This is a genomic window from Emcibacter nanhaiensis (assembly GCF_006385175.1).
Taxonomy (GTDB): Bacteria; Pseudomonadota; Alphaproteobacteria; order Sphingomonadales; family Emcibacteraceae; genus Emcibacter; species Emcibacter nanhaiensis.
This window is the reverse complement of the sequence record NZ_VFIY01000008.1, coordinates 110,206-125,973: the sequence shown is the minus strand read 5'-3', so window position 1 is coordinate 125,973 and position 15,768 is coordinate 110,206. Positions and strand designations below refer to the sequence as shown.

Here is a 15,768-nt window from a genome sequence, read left to right as displayed (position 1 = left end):
TCGGTGCTGTTGGGCCGCACCAATATTCTCAGAAATTCCCAAATCTTCCTGAGATTTTCTGAAATTCAGTATCGGGAAGTAAATATAGCTTCCTGCATTACTCCTTTTGTATTTGCCCTTTTCCAGTCGTTTGGGCAGTGATCATTTTCTGTTTTACTCCTTTCTCGTAGGGGGCATTGTCCGGCTGGATTTCTATCGGGTCAGAATTATTTCCGAAATATAGCGTTGGCCGCCGGAGCGGCCCAGTTGCACTACCACATCCACCAGTGAAGAAATATAGCGTAGCGTTTCGTCCCAGCCGAGCCCGAGTTGGGCCTGCATTACCATCATGGCCATTTGTTCCAGCGCTCCCTGGGGGGAATTGGCGTGAATGGTGGTGAGCGAGCCGGGGTGACCCGTATTGACCGCCCTGAGAAAAGTTACCGCTTCGGGACCGCGGACTTCTCCGACGATTATTCGATCGGGACGCAGGCGCAGGGAAGCTTTCAGCAGGTCGTCAAGGCTGACGCGGTCCTCCCCGGCCGGGCCGTGCACCGCCACCAGCCCAAGGGCGTTTTCATGGCCGAGGAAAATTTCCGGTGTGTCTTCTACAGCGATAATCCGTTCGCTGGCCGGAACTTCCTTGAGCAGGGCATTTAGAAAAGTGGTCTTGCCGGAAGAGGTGCCGCCGGAAATCAATACGGTTTTGCGCTGGTGAACGGCCTGGATCAGAAGGTCCATGGGGGAATCCTCCGATAGGGATATCATCTCGGGATTTTCTGACGGGCGGTGACGGTAAGCATCCAGGGTCAGGTCGGTCGCCGTATGGCGCCGGATGGCGAGCCCCCAATGCCCACGAGTTGCGGCCGGCGCAACCATCTGGACGCGGGAACCGTCGGGCAGGATGGCGGACAGGAGAGGGGAGGCATTATTCACCCCTTGGCGGCTGTAGCGGGCAATCTGCCCAGCCAGCCGCGCGAGCAGGGGGGTGGTCACCTCTGGAACTTTGAGGCGCTCCATTTGCGGCTTGCCGCGCACTTCGATCCAGATCTCTTCCGGGCGATTGACCAGGATTTCGCTGATATCGCGCCGTTTCAGCCAGGGTTGAAAAGGAGCGAGAAACCGCTGCAGGTAGAAGCCGCCGCTGGTGGAGCCCGGCGTGATCTCCACGATCTCCGAATGGCGGGAGGTCATGGCGCACCTTCTGCATCAATGGCGGAGAAATCCACATCCCGGGCGGTAATCACCCGGATGGATTCCCCCTGGTCAATGGTGATGGTCGGCGGGATCTGGATATTCTGCTGCAGGGCAATGGACGCGGCGCTCTGGGCATTCTGGCTTACACCCACCACGACATCGGCATCATCACCGCCCAATGCGGCGCTGAACCCGCCGACGATGGACATCAGGATGGCGGAGCCGAACCGTTTGAAGAAATGGGTATTTACATCTCCGCCGAGACCGGATTGGCCGGTGCCGTCTGCGGCGGGCGATCCCAGGTTAATAGAAATCCCGTCCGGCGTCAGCAATCGTGTCCAGAGGATGAAGGCCCGGGTCTGGCCGACGGCGAGACCACTGCGATACTGGCCGATCAGGCGGGACCCCCTGGGGATCAGCACACGGCTGCCGTCAAAGCCGCGCACTTCTTCGCTGACCATGGCGCGGACATAGCCGGGCAGGTCTGAATTTATGGCCGTCTCTAGCACACCCTTGATGATGGTGCCCTGCGGGACCAGGCTATCCAGCCGGGCGGCGGTCCGGCTCGCCCTGACCACTTTATGGTTCTGGCTCGACAGACGCAGGGCGAATTGTTCCTCCGCGGTCATTTTCTCCCCGCCGGCAGGACTGGGACCGGGACCCTTCGCGGCAGGTTGTGCACTGACCTGATGAACACTGCCGCCACTGATGTCATAGACCAGGGTTGGTGCCCGGGCGCGGTCCATATTGCGTTTGGGCGGCGGCGCGACTTGTTTATTCACTGGCTCGGGAACGGGTTCAGGTTCAGTCGTTTCGTCCAGCTTCGGCAATGGAACATCAGCCGGTTCAATTGTCTCCTTCGCCACAACAGGGAGTGCTTTTTCCTGACGGTTCCGGTCCATCAGGGAAAAGGTGTAGAGGCCGAGGAACAAGGCGCCGACAACAGCAACGATCATGACCAGCCTGTCGGAGGAAGTGCCGCCCCGGCCGATCTGCGGCATGGCGTTGATCACGCCACTTTCAAAATCTTCCGGTGAATTTTCATCACTCGGCGGCAGGGGATTTTGATCATGCTTCACAGGTTGTCTCCCGATGTTGAGGCAGCTTGAGCGGGAAGCGGAGTCTGGGGAATTTCATGCCCTTTCTTTTTCCCATACAGGGGACGATTGTAGATATAGGTTTCGTCGCGGCCGTTGCGCAGGACAAAAACCGGAGCGATCCGGTCGAGCACCACATAGTCTCCCTGAACGGCGAAATTGATCACGCTTTCCTTCTTGCGGCCGTCCACAAGGAAAATGGCGGGCAGGGTTTGTTCACGCGGCCAGTGCAGATAGGTGGAAATGCCGTCATCGAAAATGCGGTCCGGCAACAGCGTGTCATCTCCTTTGTATCGATAATTGAGGTTAAGAGAGCGGTTTTCTGCAAGCAGGGCCGCTACCGGATCCTGTTGGGAGGATACCGGTGCAGGCGTTTCGACATTTGATTTCTCAGAATCGACAGCTTCTACTTCGGTTTCCTCCTTCAGAGGAGCGGGATAGTTGAACCGAACGTTGAAGATCAGGTCTTGCGCAGAAGTCGGCTGTCCCTCAACTGCCACCAGTTCGAAATGATAGCGACGCTTGTCGGTAATCACCGCCATATTGGTGGTGCCGGGTAAAACGACCGGTTTCAGAAACATCAGGTTTCCGGCTTTGTTGGGGGTGATCTGCCAGCTCATGGAATCGCCCAGCGCCACATTCTGGATTTTTTCGTCCAGACCGAACTCCAGCATAATCTGATAGCCGTCATAGGCTCTCAGGCGATAGACTTGGAGCGGATTATAAATGAGGGTACGCAACCTGGCGTCAAGCAGACCCGGTGCCGGTTCTTCGGCAGCAAGAGCTGGATGGGCGATCCCCATAAGGGACTGCAGAAACCAGAGCAAGTATATGAAGATTTTCTTTTGTTTCATTTTCTGCTTATCCGAGGGGATGTTTTCCGGGTCGCCCTAGGCGCGCTGGTTCTTGTCTGTTGCGCCCTGTCACTTGCCCGACCGGAAATCGTGGAACGGAGCAGTCCTGGTGCAACTGCGGCAGAGGCGGACAAATTACCCAGCGCCGGGGCAGGTTGGTCTACGGTTCGGGAACTGATTTCCGTAACCGGTGCTGGAAGGTTTGCCGACAGTCCGGCGATCAGGGTGTCAATGCCGCGTGACGCAGCGGCAGGGGCGGCGACTTGGTGAGAAGCTGATTGTACATTTCCTGGCTCCGGCCTGGTTGCGGCGCTGGGAGAGAAAGGCACATCCGCTGCAGTCCCTGCAGGCGTTTCCTGCCTGTCCTTGGATGAGAAGGGGAAATGCCATGCCGAAGTCAGGCTATGGGCGCTCCGCAGGACGACATAGAGCAGGATGACATAAATGAAAGTCGCGATCGTCAACAGGATGACCGGCGAGACGGTGCCGGTGACAGAGAACATGCCCATGGTGTTCAGCGAGCTCATCAGGGGCGAGATCGCCTCCAGCATCATACGGCCGAGCAGGGTTACCACCAGCGGCATCAGGGCAAAGACAAAGGACAGCTTCAGCCATCCCGTGAACAGGCCGCGGGTGCCGGCAAACAAAGCCAGCAGGATAAACAGGGGCCCCAGCGCCAGCAGCAGACCGAGGGCGAGCTTGGCAATAATCAGTGCCCCGAGTGTCGTCAGCATCAGAACAAGGGCATCGATCCAGAGAAGGGTGCCGGTGGACAGCAGGTTTCCGGTATAGGGGGAAACGGATTCATTGCCAAGGGATGCGGCAACAGACAGCATGCGGTCGAAAGACTGTTGCAGCAGGGTGCTGAAAGTGATCGCGTTTTCCCCTTTTCCCAGAAGAAGGGAGACAAGCTCGTCAGGGCCGTCGGTCAGAACCCGGTAAAACAGGGTGTGGTATGCCGACCAGGAGGTGATCAGGGTCAGGATGACCCCCAGCAGGATAATCCGGGGCAACAGCCCGGAAAGGCTTATCCTGCTGCGCCCGCTGAGAAGCCGGAAGGCGAAAAAGGCCAGGAAAAGGGTCAGGCAGGCGGTCAGGACCGGCTGGAAGGCGGAGCCGGCGCCGAACAATCTGCCATAGGCGCCGTCTACGCCGACCCGGATATGACAATCCAGCGTGGCCAGAAGCAGGTCAAGGCGGGAGGTGACATCGCCGGAAAAGGCGGGGCAGGTTGCTGTCATTCCGCCACCTCCGTCCAGAGATTATCGCCGGGCCAGGGGGTGCCGATCAGTTCCGGCCACCAGTTTTCCGGAGCGTCGCCGACATCTACCCTCAATCTGTCAAGCTGCCGCAAGCTGGCCTCATTGCCCGAGAAAAGACGAAGCAGGTCCGGCAAGCCTGCAAGATTGAGCCGGACAATGGAACTTTCATTTCCCTGTTTCACCAGAAAGGCATGGCTTTCCGGGGGCAGGGCGCGGATGAGGTCATATTCGTGACGGCCGAGGCCGAAGCCTGCGCAATAATCGCTTTCCAGGGCACGGGCATTGGGCATGAAAATCTGGGTGGCGACCTGTTCGGTGATGGTGCGCGACAAGCTGCTCTCGAGGGCATCCCGGGCACTCTGGGTGCCGAAGCCGACAATGGCGTTGCGCTTGCGGAAGGTTTTCATCCAGTCCCGCAACCTGGCGCTGAAAAAGGGATTGTCGAGCAGTTTCCAGCCTTCATCGATCATGATCATGGTTGGCGTGCCGTCCAGCGTTTCATTGAGCCGGTAGAACATATACATCATCGCCGGGGTGCACAGGGTGGCTTCGTCCAGCAGTTCGGTCATGTCGAAGGCGGTCACCTGCCGGGTGAAATCCAGGCTGTCCGTCGCGTTATCAAACACCCAGGCATACTCCCCCTCGCTGTGCCAGGGGGCAAGGCGGGCGATCATGTCATCATCGGTGGGAGCCTGGCTGCCGCCGAGGAGTTCCTGGAAATAACGCAGGCGGCGATAGGCGGGCGGTTGCTCGAAATTGGCATCGAGGGCGGCGCCGAGGCGGGCCTCTTCTTCTGTGGTGAGTTTGCCGGCGGGATCTGCAACCAGGCAAGTGATGAAAGCCTGGAGAAAAGCCCGTCCGGCAGGCGTATCGGCAATCTGAAGAGGATTAAAGCCCGTCGGCCTGCCCGGACTCAGGCTGGCATAATTACCGCCGATGGCCCGAAGAAAGATTTCCGCGCCGCGGTCCTTGTCGAAAAAGACTGTACGGGGCTTGAACTTCTGGGCCTGGGCCAGCAGAAAATTCAAGACGACAGTCTTGCCGGACCCGGTCGGGCCGATGACGGAAAAATGTCCGAGGTCGCCTTTATGGAGGGAAAAGAAGCGGGGCGTTGAGGCCGAGGTCTCGAAAATGGTGACGGCATCACCCCAGTGGTGGCCTTCCGGCTGACCGGTGGGGACGCAATGCAGGGAAGCCAGGTCGGCAAAATTGGAAACGGAAACCAGTGACTTGCGGGTGACATAGTCCCGATTACCGGGAAATTGGCCCCAGAAGCCCGCTTCCAGGTTGAGGTCTTCCCGCACAGCGATGGAGCCGGTATCGGCCAGAACCGATGCAACATCCGCGGCCGCCTGGTCCAGGGCCGGCAGGCTGGGGGCATTGACCAGCACCGATAAATGATGTTCACCAAAACCGGTCTTCCCGGCGGAAGCGGCGTCTTTGGCTTCGGCAAGGCTGCTGCGCAAGCTGTATCCATCGTCATCGGACGCCTTCAGACGCCGCAATGCGAGGGAGATACGTTCCAGGGCAATCTGACGGTCCACATGACTGAAACTTTCGCTCAGGATGATCTCATGAGGAAGACGAAGCAAGCTGTCCAGGAGGCCCGGGCTTGTATAAGGCGGATATTCCTTGAAGCCGAAAAGTGCGGAAAAAGACCGGTCGGCGGAAGAGGCGCCGCATCGTTCAATTGTGTCCAGACCAAAGCTGATCCTTTTCACAGGAAGATAGTCTCCAAGATCCTTCTTGTCAGTCAGCTGTTCCGGGATCAGGACAGGACGCATATCTCCGTTATACAAGGCGGCTAGCAATTCAAGTGGCTCGGAAAAGAGACCAGTCGGTGTGTCATAGCTTTCCAGCAGACGGGGGTGGAAACTTTCCAGTCCCGAAAGAAGGGAGGCCGTTGCCGCCTCAAGTCGTTTCAGGTCCGCCAGACGGCGTTCCTCCCGGTTCTGGCGCTGCCGGGTGATCCGGTCGATCAGTCCGATTTTACCTTCCCGGGGGCGGTGGAGGATGGTGATATAAAGTTCATTGACAAACATGTCCCGGCTGTCGAGTGCATTCTGCCAGCGATTGTTGACATAGTCACAGACCGGATCCTCGAATCGACCGCCGACGACCGCCCGGATCCGGCGTCGGATCAGGTGATGATAAATGACAAGATGGGAATCCGCCCCGGCGCGCAAGATCATCTCCCGGACTGACTTGCGTTGTTCCAGGCTTTGTTCGTCAGCGGTTTCAAAGGGATAGCCGGCCACATGAAGACATTGCATCAGGCTGCCGTTCCGCAGCAGGATGGTACTGTCATTCAGAAGTCGGGCATAGGGGAGTCGTTCCCCGGCATGCTGCTCTTTATCTATCCACTTGGAAAAGCCTTTCAATTCTTCAATCCGTATTATTGCTGTCTAAGGGGCGTAGCTGTTACAGCCCCAGCGCTTCCAGTTCTTTACCCGTGGACATCGGCGCACCTTTGTCAGCCAGATGTCGAACAGCCGTGGTTCCCTGAGACAGGCCAGGTAGCCGACGGCATGGATCAGAAGACTGACGGCCAATGCCCAGAAGGAATGCGTCAGCAGGAAGGCCTCGGTTGTGACAACAGTATTTATGATAAAATAGCTGTAAGTGACGCCCGCAAACATTTGTGGCTGGGTCAGGGCGCGGAAGACGGGCGTCTGTTTCATCATTGCGCACTTTCCTGTGCGCCAAGACCAGCGGCAGAGCGGATGCCGGACACAATGGCGGCTGAGCCGAACAGAATAAAGCAGCCGATGATTACAGTGGCGCCGAAACGCCAGTTCATGCGCCCGGTCAGCATCATGAAGCCGACCATGGCAATGGCAATTACGGCGACCGCCGTAGCGACATTCCCCAATAGAGTGCCCTGGAGCCACAGCAGGGCAGACAGGATGGGACCGGAACCGTCGGGATCGGAAATCATTTCTACCTCCTTCTGTTTAGGCGGATATGCCGACAACGATCGACATCTCATATCCGTCCACATAGTTGCCACTGTCCACTGTCGGGGTCATGGCTGTAATCTCGGCGGAGCTGTTGTCGCCGAACACATTGTCGGAAGAAATGGAGATGCGGTTGAAATTTGAGACGCTGTCGGAATATTCGGACACATTGCTGTACAGGGTGGAAGCGGCGTCTGACGGCATGGCGAATTGGGAACACAGCACCCGGTTGCCATATTGTGTCGCTTCAGCCAGGCTGGAAAAGATCTCGAAATGCATATGTGGCCAGCGACCGTCATAACAGCCTGGGAAAATTGTGGTGAAAGAGACATTTCCATCGGAGTCCGCTTCCTGGACACCGCGCAGGTAATTGACGTTCTGGACGCCTGATGAATAAAGAGAATATTTTCCTTCGGCGTTACAGTGCCAGAGATAGATGACATAACCGTCGAGCGCGGTGCAGCCGTTGTTCACGTCAACCAGTTGAATATTAAGGACAACCGGCACACCGTCTGCGGTGCCGCTATAGCTGCCGAAACTGGAAGTGATGTCACTTCTGATAATTCCGCTATCTGTCAGCACGTTTACAGTGGACCCATTTACCGAGTTGCTTCCGTCTCCCGGGTAGGGGCCATTGGTTTCTTCTGGATCGGCGACGCAGCTTGAAGTCGTATCTCCACTACTGCTGGAGCTGTCGTCGGAACTGCTGTCGCTTGTCGTGGAACTTGATGTTGTGGTGGTGGCGGTCGAGCTTCCTGATGATCCGCCATTACAGCCGGCGATCAATGCCGCTGCACCGGCACTACCGAGCAGACCGAGCATTTTGCGCCGGGCAAGAATGTTAGGCGCCATGGTTTGCAAATCGAAAAACAGGCCGCGATCATGATTTTCTATAGTGGGCTTTTTATGCTCCATCCGTGAAGAACTCCTCAAGCTGTCCTCCACCCACAGACTCATGATGGCAGCAATTTATTTCTGACAGATTTCAATATATTTCAGTCGTCTTGCTGTGCTGAGATATAGCGGTTATATTTTGGGCGTAATATTCGCGAATGAACTGTGACAATAGTGATATGTATTATGGTGCCCGAATTGCGGTCGTTGATGACGATCCGGGAATCCGCGAGCTGATTGCCGATTTCCTTGGTCGGCACGGATTTACGGTTCTCAAGGCCAAATCGGGGGAGGAACTGGACAGTATCCTGGAAACGGATGCTGTGGACCTGATCGTGCTCGACATCATGATGCCTGGCGAAGACGGGCTGAGTATTTGCCGCAGACTAACGGCGGCAGGCGGCCCGCCGATTATAATCCTGAGCGCCATCGGAGATGACACGGACCGGATCATCGGCCTGGAAATTGGCGCGGATGACTATCTGGCCAAACCAGGCAATCCGAGGGAACTTCTTGCCCGGGTGCGTGCAGTGCTGCGTCGGCGCAAAGACCCCGGCGAGCAGATCGACAGTCACAACAAAATCATTCAGTTTGCAGGTTGGCAGCTCAATCTCGGCCGTCATGAACTGAAAAATCCACAGGGGGTCGTGGTAAATCTGTCCGACGGAGAATTTTCCCTGTTGCGTATCATGTCGGAACGTCCGCAGCGGGTTCTGTCGCGGGATCAGCTTCTGGAATATGTCAAAGGCCCCGATGCGGATGTTTTTGATCGATCGATTGATGTGCAGGTCAGCCGCCTGCGGCGGAAGCTGGGAGCGGATGAGGGGGAGGACCTGATCCGCACCATCCGCAATGAAGGATATATGTTTGTCCCCAAAGTTTCCCGACGATAGGAAAAATGCAGTTCGCGTCCTGAACTGGTCACCCAGTCTTTTCACGCGGGTGTTCGTGCTACTGGTTATTTGCCTTCTTTTTGCCTTTGCCGTCAATGGCGTTCGCGCCATCCTGCATGTACCTGATCCGCCGGAAATCTACAGCGCTTCAGAACTTCTGGTGTTGTATAACAAGGCGGTCAATAGTGAGGATATCACACCCTTCAGATATCAGGAGCAAGCTGAGGTTTCCCGGCCCGATAAACTGGACTGGCGGGACAGCACACTCGCAGAGGTGCTCGCCGATCATCTGGGCCTGAGCCGGGATCAGGTTATTTTGCGGTCCGGAAGATCGGATAATCCCCAGGAAGATGGCGCGCCGGAGAGATGGGGGCAACGGGGCGACGGCCCACCAGGTCCGCCACCGGGCGAGGACAAATCAGAAAATGAGCTGGGTTTTAGTGATTTGTTACCCTGGCCGGACACACTTGATCCCTACCAGATGCCGGGCGACGGCCGGTCGGATCCTTTCGGACTGGCGCCAAGCCAGGATATGTTTCGGGATTTGCAGGGGATGGTGGCCGAGGGGCCGTTCTTTTTGGCGGTCAGGCAGGACGAGGGGCGCTGGCTGGTCCTTCGCTCTCCCTCTCCACCGCTGTTGTCTCCTTACGTTAAGGAAACGCTGCTCTGGCTCCTGGGCGGGGTTCTGGTCATGGTGCCGCTGGCTCACTTCTTCGCCCGAACGTTGACACGGCCGATCCTGAAGTTTGCGCGCGCAGCGGAACAGATGGGGATTGATCCGGAAGCAACGATCTCTGAAGTCGACGGGCCAGCCGAACTCGGAACAGTAGCACACGCGCTGAATCAGATGAGGGACAGTTTGCAGGCTTACGTGCGGGAGCGGACGGATATGGTTGGCGCCATTGCTCACGACCTGAGAACGCCGCTCACCCGGCTCACCTACCGGCTGGATGCCGCACCGGAGGATATCAGGGAGAAGGCGGCGGCGGATATTGCCGAAATGGAAGAAATGATTGTGGCGACCTTGACGCTTGTGCGCGAAGCCGGCGGGGCGAGTGAACGCGAGAAGCTTGAGCTGAGATCCCTGTTGGAAAGTGTGACCAATGATTTTTCCGATATGGGCCACGATGTGCAACTGACGGCGGAAGCGCCCGTTGTCATTTCCGGTGATCCGCTGGCGCTTCGGCGCCTGTTCGGGAACCTGTTGAGCAATGCGGTCAAATTTGGTCATCGGGCCCGATGCCGTATGGAAAAAGAAGAAGATTTCGCTGTTATCGAAATCGAGGATGACGGCCCGGGTCTTGATGAGGAAGACCTGGAACGGGTTTTTGAACCATTTTACCGGACAGATCGTTCCCGCAATCGTAAGACCGGCGGTTTTGGCCTCGGTCTTACGGTGGTCAAAAGTATTGTGCTGGCTCACAACGGCAGCGTGGAGTTACATAACGGGAAAAACGGCGGCATTGTTGCGATCGTCAGGCTTCCAGTGTTCATTGACCAGGGGTGATATTATTTAGCTAGTATATGGCCAATTCAGGCCAAATTACATTCCGTTTCAGAGATGTTCTCTTTACCGAAAATGCGCATAAGATGAGTAATTTTTCTCTTATCTTATTGAATTATAAATGAGTTCCGGTACCTCTCGGCCACACCATTTTCCAAAACTTACTCAAATTCTCTAAAACACCCTGACCGAAATAGATATCTGGCTCACCCAATGTTGAAGGCTGCTGACAGCCGAGCTTCCAGCAACAACTTACCGAAGGTGGTGCCCATGTTCTGGCAGATCTTGTGAATATTCCAGAGAGAACAGCCGAGAGCATTCGCCGCGAAGGACGGCGTAATATTATCGACCCGGAAATTCTGACCGATATACAGGTGCAGACGATTGGCGAGGTCGTTAGTAGCGGCGCTTTGCCGTTGCAAAACAAATCGAACAAATACTTCCTTCCCAACCCATACCACAAAAAAGGAAATCTGATGGATAGCCATTCACCCGGTACAACAGTTGAAGAATTGCGCAACAGTCTCGGGAAGCGCACCACTTGTGACCAAAAAGATCATTTCTTCCCTGGATGATGTGGGTAGGCGCTTTATCGGACTATCTCCCTTATCTGTGTTCACGGCGGACGGATTTCCCGATGTCTTCCCTCGCGGTGCCGACCTGGGATTTAACCACACCGAGGATGATAAGTTCCTCTATCTGCCTGAACGGCCGGGGAACAAGCTCATTTTCAGCCTGCAGAATATCCTTGCGAACCCCAATGTGGCCCTCCTGTTTGTCATACCGGGGATCTACTCATGACCAAGGGCCGCATGAAAGATGTCAACGGTACCGCCGAGGCTGGTGACTGGGGTTATGAGGCGCTCGGTGCTCTACATACCCATACAAGTGTGGACGGGGATACGGAGATGCTGTTCATCGGTTAAGGCCCGCTGATTTTTACGGATGAGGACGGTAATCCGAGCAAGGTGCCGGATGGTGCGCTTCTGTCAGAAGTTACTTCGGGCAATCAGGCACCCGTAAAATTTACTGTATAATGACTTCGCTTATGGGGTATCCCCCTACCTGCCGGGGATTTTTCCCCGGCTTTTTTATTCAGTGTTTCTGAAATGCACGTGGGGACAACCCAAATTCTTCCTTGAAGCTCTTGCTGAAGTGGCTGAGGTCGTTGAAGCCCCATTTGTAAGCTATTTCCGTTATTGAAAGGCCCGTCGTTTTGGCAATAGCCAGATCTTCCCGGCATTTGTGCAGCCGGCATTTCTTGATCCAGGCACTAACCGTGCTGCCTTCTTCGCGAAAGAGAATATGCAGATACCGGGTGCTGATCCCCATTTCAGAAGCAATACGGGATGGGGAAAGGTCAAAATCCTTAAGGTTCATGACAATATAATTTTTGATACGAGCTAGGGTCATGCGACGGTTGGTACTCTGCAGCACTTCCGTTTCGCCAGTTAGTGCGGTGGCCAGGATCTGCAGGGTTGGCCGCATCAGCGAAGTCAGATGATTTTCGCCCAGACTCCACATTTCCCCGTGAAGTGACATGATGTGGCGACCGAGAAGGGCGCCCATGCCGCTGGATCCGGAAATGACTGTACCAGCATAATCATGCGCTTGTGGGAACACACTTGTCAGAGCGGTTTCCGGAATGATCAGGGTTGTTTTTTCCAATCTTTCCGGCACCTCGAACGACATATTTTGTGTGCTGTCCCACAGCAGGATATCATTTTCCTGCAAGTGCAGGTCATTTTGTCCTGCAGTGATAAATTCCCGGCCTTTACGTAGCAACAGGATGCTGAAGTAGGCTTCATTGGTATTGGCAATTTCGCTTGCCCTGCGGAAACCGGTAAGGTGGTCACAGGCGCATTGAACAAGTTTATAACCGCAGAATGATCTAACACTGAGGTTAGCATTGAAATCCGGTTTGCTCTTCTTTTCAATAGTCCAAGGAAGATGGGAGGCTCGAAGCATTTCTGACCATTCATCAAAATAGTCCGCATTGGTGCCGGGTTGAGTAGACCAGAAACGAAGGTCCTGTTCACCTGAGGTACTGTACACAACTGCAGTCATATGAAACTTCCCTGATCAAACTGTTATATTTTTCTAAAGTATCCCTTGGAATCTAGAAAAATGCAAGGAAACCGCTAATTTCTGCAAAAAAACTACAAATAGTTCTCTCTTGACCAAGATAATTTCTCCCACAGCCAAATTTTTTCCATCCAGGCTTCAATTGAACGGAAAAATAGAGACTCCGCCTTCGCTGTCACACAACACAGCCTTCGTTACGGACCAAGTTTCTTTTGGCGCCATTTGTTATCAAACATTCATAATCAACAAGTGGAGGTAACAGTGGAACCAACAAGAAAATTGAAATCCGCCCTGTTGGGTGGCGTTGTGTTGAGCAGTCTGTCCGTCATTTCGCAAGGATATGCCGCAAAAGCAGAGCCCGAAGGAAATGAAACATTGACCATGGAGGAAATCCTGATCACTGCTCAACGCAGGACAACAAATCTGCAGACAACGGCGTCAGCCATCTCGGCCCTGAGCGGTGAGGGACTGGAAAACCGGTCCATTACCGACGTGGAAGGTCTGGGTCAATTCAATCCGAGCATGGATGTGGCGCTCTATCAGGGCGAGGCGCAGGTCTATATCCGTGGCATCGGTTATTCCGGCATCATTGGCGGTACTGACAGTTCAACTGCCCTGCACGTTGATGGTGTTTACATGTCTCGTTCATCCGCTGCGGTGCCCGGATTTTTCGATCTCGACCGGGTCGAAGTTGTGCGCGGTCCCCAAGGCACCCTCTATGGACGGAACGCTACGTCCGGCTCTGTGAACCTGATTCCGAAGAAGCCGACGGACGAGTTTGCCCTTGAGGGGTCATTCACTGTCGGAAATTATGATCATTACAAGGCCTTTGGCGCAATCAGCGGCCCTCTTGCCGGCGACAAACTGCTGGCCCGGCTGGCGGTGCAAAAGGAAAATCATGCGGGGTATACGACATTCATTCGGCCGGTAGATGACCCGCTCGGCCTTGGCGCCGTTACCGGTGAAGGGGAGTCAAAAGATGATTTTGTCACCCGCCTGACCATAGAGGCCCGGCCAAGCGACGATCTGACCATCACCCTGACTGGTGACTACTACAAGGCGGATGATACACAGTCCGTATGGCTCTATCTGGATCGAGGTACAGCAACCAACCCCTTCTTCCGCGATTATGTCACGGCTCAGGGTGGCACATTGCCCAAAGTCAAGTCCCGCACACTGGGATCAGATATTGAACATTTCAATAAACCGGAAATCTGGGGCCTGAGCGCCCATGTGGATTACAGCATCGGGGATTACACAGTCAATTCCATTACGGCTTACAAGGAAACCCATCCCCTTAACCGGAATGATCTGGATACGTCTGCCGCTTTCGGGGTGGACCAGCTCAGGGAGGAGGATCACCGCCAGTTCAGCCAGGAAATTCAGCTGAGTTCGCCGTCCGACGGTGACCTGTCCTGGATCCTCGGGCTCTATTACTTCACCGAGGATAATGATGTCAGGAATGAATATTTTCTGCCTTTCATTGACGAGCAGTTCGGTCTGCCGTCCGATCCCGGATGTTGTCTGTTGAAACTGAACGGTACCGCGGAAACGGAAGCTTTTGCAATATTCGGAGAAGCCACATACAGCCTGTCTGACCGGCTCGATCTTGTGCTTGGCGGCCGCTACAGCACGGAAAAACGCGGCGGGCAGAATGCGGTGGTGTTTGAAAGTTTCATTCCCGGTCTTCTTGACAACGTGGCGGACCTGGAAGATGAGACCTTCAATAGTTTCACGCCGAAGGTCGGTTTGAATTTTACTGTGAACGACGAAGTCTTTCTCTACGGAACCATATCCAAAGGTTTCAAGAGCGGTGGCTTTAATATCGGCAGTTATCAGAATACACCGTTCGAGCCTGAGGAAATCTGGGCTTATGAAGCAGGCATCAAGGCTGATCTGTTTGATCAGCGCCTGCGCATGAATGCGGCGTTCTTCTATTATGACTATACCGATCTTCAGATCCAGGATGTGGAAAACAACAACACTATCGTCCGGAATGCTGCCAACGCGGAAATTAAAGGTGTGGAACTGGAAGGTGTATGGCTGGTCAGCGAGGCGTTTCAGATCGATTTCGGTTTTGCCTGGCTGGATGCCCAGTTCAAGGACGCGATGCTGATCGATCCGAAAAACCCGGGCGCCGGTATTCAGAACCTGGACGGTTACCGGCTTCCCCGGGCGCCGGAGTTCAAGATTATCCTGGGCGCAGAATATCGCATCGAACTTGCCGGTGGCGACAGCATTACCCTCAGGGGCGACTGGGCTTGGAAAGACAAAGTCTATTTCTCCGCTTTTAATGTGGATGCACTCAAGCAGGATGCCTATCACTGGCTGAAAGCCCGGGCGACTTATGAAACCGCAGACGGTCAATGGAAGGTCTCCACCTATATCGACAATATTGCCGATGTGGCGGTAGCGACCAACGGCACCTTCAACGGAGACATTATTGACTCAACGGCCACAGGCAATCTGGCACCGCCGAGAACCTATGGTCTTGAAGTGAAATTTATCTACTGACGGCTGGACCGGTTTTCCGGTCCTGCCGGGGAACCGGCCTGAAATTGATATTAAAATTATCCGGTCGGAAGACAGAAGGAATGATCTGTACAGATTACCGATCGGCAGGAGACAAAAGATGAGCAAGACATTTGTGAAGGACATTTTGGTTAAAACAGAAGAACTGCCCTGGGTGGAAATGGTGGATGGTGTGGACTTCCGCCTGCTGCGAACCTGCAATATTACTGGTGCCTGGACGGTGTATTTCCGCTGCGCTGCAGGCAGCAGTTTCCCCCGTCACCAGCATTTTGGTGCCGGCGAATATCTGGTTACCAAGGGGCGTATGGTCTACCGGGCCGGTGAGGCTGCCGCCGGTGACTACGGGTATGAACCACTCGACGTGATCCATGAACTAACCAGTTTCCCGGAATATACGGAACTTTATTTCACCAATTTTGGTCCTGTGATTTTTATGGACGATGAGGGAAATGTGCAGTCAATACTGGACCATAATGCCGTCCGGGACCTCTATGAATCAAATACAGGAGCATAA

General features: G+C 54.9%; 16 protein-coding genes. 6 read left to right on the top strand and 10 right to left on the bottom strand.

From position 1 onward, the window contains the following. Positions 1 to 192: 192 nt before the first annotated feature. The 8 genes from virB11 to FIV46_RS09195 are packed head-to-tail and all read right to left on the bottom strand — an operon-like array spanning position 193 to position 8,261. Positions 193 to 1,173: a P-type DNA transfer ATPase VirB11 gene (gene virB11 / locus FIV46_RS09230; protein WP_139940634.1), complete on the bottom strand. Its 981-nt coding sequence runs from the start codon at positions 1,171 to 1,173 to the stop codon at positions 193 to 195. Beyond that, positions 1,170 to 2,255, bottom strand: coding sequence for a TrbI/VirB10 family protein (locus FIV46_RS09225; protein WP_139940633.1), 1,086 nt, complete (start codon positions 2,253 to 2,255; stop codon positions 1,170 to 1,172). The genes virB11 and FIV46_RS09225 overlap by 4 nt, the downstream gene beginning before the upstream one ends. Beyond that, positions 2,252 to 3,127, bottom strand: coding sequence for a P-type conjugative transfer protein VirB9 (virB9, locus tag FIV46_RS09220; protein WP_139940632.1), 876 nt, complete (start codon positions 3,125 to 3,127; stop codon positions 2,252 to 2,254). The genes FIV46_RS09225 and virB9 overlap by 4 nt, the downstream gene beginning before the upstream one ends. Next, on the bottom strand, positions 3,124 to 4,368 hold the full coding sequence (locus FIV46_RS09215; protein WP_139940631.1) for a TrbL/VirB6 family protein: 1,245 nt from the start codon (positions 4,366 to 4,368) through the stop codon (positions 3,124 to 3,126). Before FIV46_RS09215 ends, virB9 begins: the two co-directional genes overlap by 4 nt. Further along, positions 4,365 to 6,779: a VirB4 family type IV secretion/conjugal transfer ATPase gene (locus tag FIV46_RS09210; protein WP_379956169.1), complete on the bottom strand. Its 2,415-nt coding sequence runs from the start codon at positions 6,777 to 6,779 to the stop codon at positions 4,365 to 4,367. The genes FIV46_RS09215 and FIV46_RS09210 overlap by 4 nt, the downstream gene beginning before the upstream one ends. Before the next feature lie 15 nt (positions 6,780 to 6,794). After that, positions 6,795 to 7,070 carry a VirB3 family type IV secretion system protein gene (locus FIV46_RS09205; RefSeq protein WP_219846052.1) on the bottom strand — a complete coding sequence of 92 codons (276 nt, stop codon included), beginning with the start codon at positions 7,068 to 7,070 and terminating at the stop codon, positions 6,795 to 6,797. Next, positions 7,070 to 7,378, bottom strand: a complete 309-nt coding sequence (locus FIV46_RS09200; protein WP_342780419.1) for a TrbC/VirB2 family protein — start codon at positions 7,376 to 7,378, stop codon at positions 7,070 to 7,072. Before FIV46_RS09200 ends, FIV46_RS09205 begins: the two co-directional genes overlap by 1 nt. Further along, the gene (locus FIV46_RS09195) at positions 7,344 to 8,261 is read right to left on the bottom strand and encodes a dioxygenase family protein (RefSeq protein ID WP_219846049.1); all 918 of its coding nucleotides are present in this window, start codon (positions 8,259 to 8,261) and stop codon (positions 7,344 to 7,346) included. The genes FIV46_RS09200 and FIV46_RS09195 overlap by 35 nt, the downstream gene beginning before the upstream one ends. Positions 8,262 to 8,398: 137 nt before the next feature. Here FIV46_RS09195 and FIV46_RS09190 point away from each other — a divergent pair, with 137 nt between their 5' ends. Together FIV46_RS09190 and FIV46_RS09185 are read left to right on the top strand one after the other, a co-directional pair. Further along, complete coding sequence (locus tag FIV46_RS09190) at positions 8,399 to 9,133, top strand: response regulator (RefSeq protein ID WP_139940627.1); 735 nt, start codon at positions 8,399 to 8,401, stop codon at positions 9,131 to 9,133. A 55-nt stretch (positions 9,134 to 9,188) separates the two neighbouring features. Next, a complete protein-coding gene (locus FIV46_RS09185) occupies positions 9,189 to 10,640 on the top strand; it encodes a HAMP domain-containing sensor histidine kinase (RefSeq protein WP_181163148.1) in 1,452 nt (483 codons plus the stop codon). 203 nt (positions 10,641 to 10,843) lie between these two features. Here FIV46_RS09185 and FIV46_RS09180 read toward each other — a convergent pair whose 3' ends face one another. After that, positions 10,844 to 11,125, bottom strand: coding sequence for a helix-turn-helix transcriptional regulator (locus tag FIV46_RS09180; protein WP_139940625.1), 282 nt, complete (start codon positions 11,123 to 11,125; stop codon positions 10,844 to 10,846). 55 nt (positions 11,126 to 11,180) lie between these two features. Here FIV46_RS09180 and FIV46_RS09175 point away from each other — a divergent pair, with 55 nt between their 5' ends. Both FIV46_RS09175 and FIV46_RS18345 read left to right on the top strand, forming a co-directional pair. Beyond that, complete coding sequence (locus FIV46_RS09175; protein ID WP_139940624.1) at positions 11,181 to 11,438, top strand: PNPOx family protein; 258 nt, start codon at positions 11,181 to 11,183, stop codon at positions 11,436 to 11,438. Beyond that, positions 11,435 to 11,563, top strand: coding sequence for a cupin domain-containing protein (locus FIV46_RS18345; RefSeq protein ID WP_281280513.1), 129 nt, complete (start codon positions 11,435 to 11,437; stop codon positions 11,561 to 11,563). The genes FIV46_RS09175 and FIV46_RS18345 overlap by 4 nt, the downstream gene beginning before the upstream one ends. A 169-nt stretch (positions 11,564 to 11,732) precedes the next feature. Here FIV46_RS18345 and FIV46_RS09170 read toward each other — a convergent pair whose 3' ends face one another. Further along, positions 11,733 to 12,704: a helix-turn-helix domain-containing protein gene (locus FIV46_RS09170; protein ID WP_139940623.1), complete on the bottom strand. Its 972-nt coding sequence runs from the start codon at positions 12,702 to 12,704 to the stop codon at positions 11,733 to 11,735. Positions 12,705 to 12,983: 279 nt separating this feature from the next. Between FIV46_RS09170 and FIV46_RS09165 the strand changes: the two genes are divergently transcribed. Next, on the top strand, positions 12,984 to 15,236 hold the full coding sequence (locus FIV46_RS09165; RefSeq protein WP_139940622.1) for a TonB-dependent receptor: 2,253 nt from the start codon (positions 12,984 to 12,986) through the stop codon (positions 15,234 to 15,236). A 118-nt stretch (positions 15,237 to 15,354) separates the two neighbouring features. Continuing rightward, positions 15,355 to 15,768, top strand: a complete 414-nt coding sequence (locus FIV46_RS09160) for a 2,4'-dihydroxyacetophenone dioxygenase family protein (protein ID WP_139940621.1) — start codon at positions 15,355 to 15,357, stop codon at positions 15,766 to 15,768.